The organism is Blautia faecis, assembly GCF_027662325.1.
Classification (GTDB): Bacteria; Bacillota; Clostridia; order Lachnospirales; family Lachnospiraceae; genus Blautia_A; species Blautia_A faecis.
In genome coordinates this window covers 1-2454 of sequence record NZ_JAQDKY010000093.1, presented here as the reverse complement: position 1 = coordinate 2454, position 2454 = coordinate 1, and the positions used below count along the sequence as shown (strand labels likewise).

Sequence of the window (2454 nt, the reverse complement as noted above, 5' to 3'; positions counted from 1 at the left end):
TTCAACACACTAAATAGCAATTTGAGTTATAAAAAAAACAGATGCTGTCGGGATACCATGCTGTCTCATATTTCAAGTCGTTCCCGGCAATATCTGTTTTTTACGATTTTATGGACACCTTAAAAGGTGCCAGTTTGCAACTACTTAATTAGGCAACTGCAAACTTCTGTAATGTACGGTTAAATTCCTTGCTCTCGCCATGGCACCGTACAGTAAGAACCCTTGTAAGATCCATGCTCAGAACTCCCAGAATGGATTTTGCATCAATGATGATTCTGTTATAGAAAACATCTATGTCAAAATCACATTTACCTGCTGCCCTTACGAATTCCTGAACATCTTCCTTCGCATTCAGCTTAATCTGCTTCTGACACATCGTTATCACCCTTTCTGTTTTACAGGAATTATAGTTTCCTTTTCTATCAAAATCAAAGGCTCTCGAAAACGTTTTCCCTTGATTGAGGCAAATTATGCACCAAGTCTCGATATTTGTCAAGTTTTTTCTTTCACACTTTTTTGTAACATTTCAGAAATAAATATACCGATTGCACAAATATGCAACCGGTATATTGGTAGTTATGCACTATTTTATTATTGTGGAAGTTCTGAGACAACCTGCACAGGCAAAATTATTTCTCTTATATCTTATGAATTTCAAAATCATTTTGTAAATTATTCTCATCTGGAATTACCATCGGATACTTTCCGTCAAAGCATGCCTTACAAATAGGAAGTCCACCTGCCATGCCCTCCAAATAATCAATCTCCATATAACCAAGTGAATCTGCCCCAATCATCTTACAGATCTCTTCTGTAGAGTGCTGCGCCGCGATCAGCTGGTCATTACTTGGCACATCGGTTCCGAAATAGCATGGATGTAAAAATGGCGGAGAACTGATCCTTACGTGTACTTCAAGAGCGCCTGCTTCTTTCAACATGCGAATCAGGTTTGCTATGGTGGTTCCACGGACAATAGAGTCGTCCACAAGCACAATACGTTTTCCTTTTACAACAGCATCCAACACACTCAGCTTCAGATGAACGCTGGATTCTCTCTCTTTCTGAGTAGGTTTGATAAAAGTTCTTCCGATATAAGAGTTCTTATAAAATGCAAATCCGAATGGAATACCAGATTCTTCAGAAAATCCTTTGGCAGCAGGAAGACCGGATTCCGGAACGCCGGTGACAAGATCTGCCTCCACAGGATAAGATTTTGCAAGGGATTTACCGCCACGTATACGTGCGTCATAAACCTTTACACCGTCCATGGTACTGTCCAGTCTTGCAAAATAGATATATTCAAAAACACAGTGAGCACGTTTTTTCACAGTATCTGCAAGCGTCATGTCTGACTTCACGCCCTTGCGGCTGATCGTAATCATCTCACCAGGTTCGATATCACGGATAAACTCGGCACCTACAGAAGTAAGTGCACAGCTCTCGGAAGCCAGCACGTAAGCATTGTCCCTTTTTCCAAGGCAGAGAGGCTTTAAGCCATAGGGGTCACGGACTCCGATCAGCTTACGGGGGCTCATGATCACAAGACCGTATGCGCCTTGCAGCTTCCTGGCTGTATTCAGGACCGCTTCCTCTACACAGCTGGTATGTACCCGCTCTCTGGCTACATGAAATGCAATCACCTCTGAGTCAGTGGTGGTATGAAAAACTGCTCCGCTCTGGATCAGTTCCCATTTCAGTGTCCCAGTGTTAACAAGGTTTCCATTGTGTGCCAGTGCCAGACTTCCTTTTACATAAGATAAAACCAAAGGCTGTGCATTCTCTGCAACGGATGCTCCTGTTGTGGAATAGCGTACATGTCCGATTCCGATATCACCACTCATCTTATGGAGTGTATCCTCGCGAAGCACCTCGCTTACCAGTCCAAGATCTTTGTGAAACTTAACATTTCCAATAGGTCCCTTAGTATCCGATACTGCCAGGCCACAGGCTTCCTGACCACGGTGCTGCAAAGAAGTCAGACCATAGTAAATTGAAGACGTCACATCATTTCCATCCAGGTCATAGATTCCGAAGACACCACACTCTTCTTTAATCTCTGCCATTTGTTTTCCTCCTCGGTACTGAGTTTTATTTTAATGATCAAATCCAATCTCAGAAATGCATCCCATTTCGTCGATTTTGCGTATCGCCAAATAAATTTACAGCCAAGGACGTATCGTTATGCAAGCACGCTCACATATCTTACTGTAAATTTGCCTGGCTCTGAACAAAAATTATAATGGAAGAAACCTATTTGTCAAGTATGCCTATCCTAATTTGAGCAAGAACTTTTTTCAGTCAACCGCAAAATCTTTTTGGAATTTTTTTCAAAAAAACTATTGACATCTGTTTTTTTTTGAGTATACTACAGAACATAAAGCAAAGGCGCTTTGGAATACAGAAATGTATCCAAGGCGCCTTTTTCTTTTATGTGTGTCCAGCAAAGCTGGACTA

2 protein-coding genes are annotated in these 2454 nt (G+C 41.6%); both read right to left on the bottom strand.

The features are described 5' to 3' along the window. Nucleotides 1–148: 148 nt before the first annotated feature. Nucleotides 149–376, bottom strand: coding sequence for an HPr family phosphocarrier protein (locus PGQ38_RS19200; protein WP_204452243.1), 228 nt, complete (start codon nucleotides 374–376; stop codon nucleotides 149–151). 262 nt (nucleotides 377–638) lie between these two features. Then, nucleotides 639–2063, bottom strand: coding sequence for an amidophosphoribosyltransferase (gene purF / locus PGQ38_RS19195; protein ID WP_148462806.1), 1425 nt, complete (start codon nucleotides 2061–2063; stop codon nucleotides 639–641). Nucleotides 2064–2454: the final 391 nt, after the last annotated feature.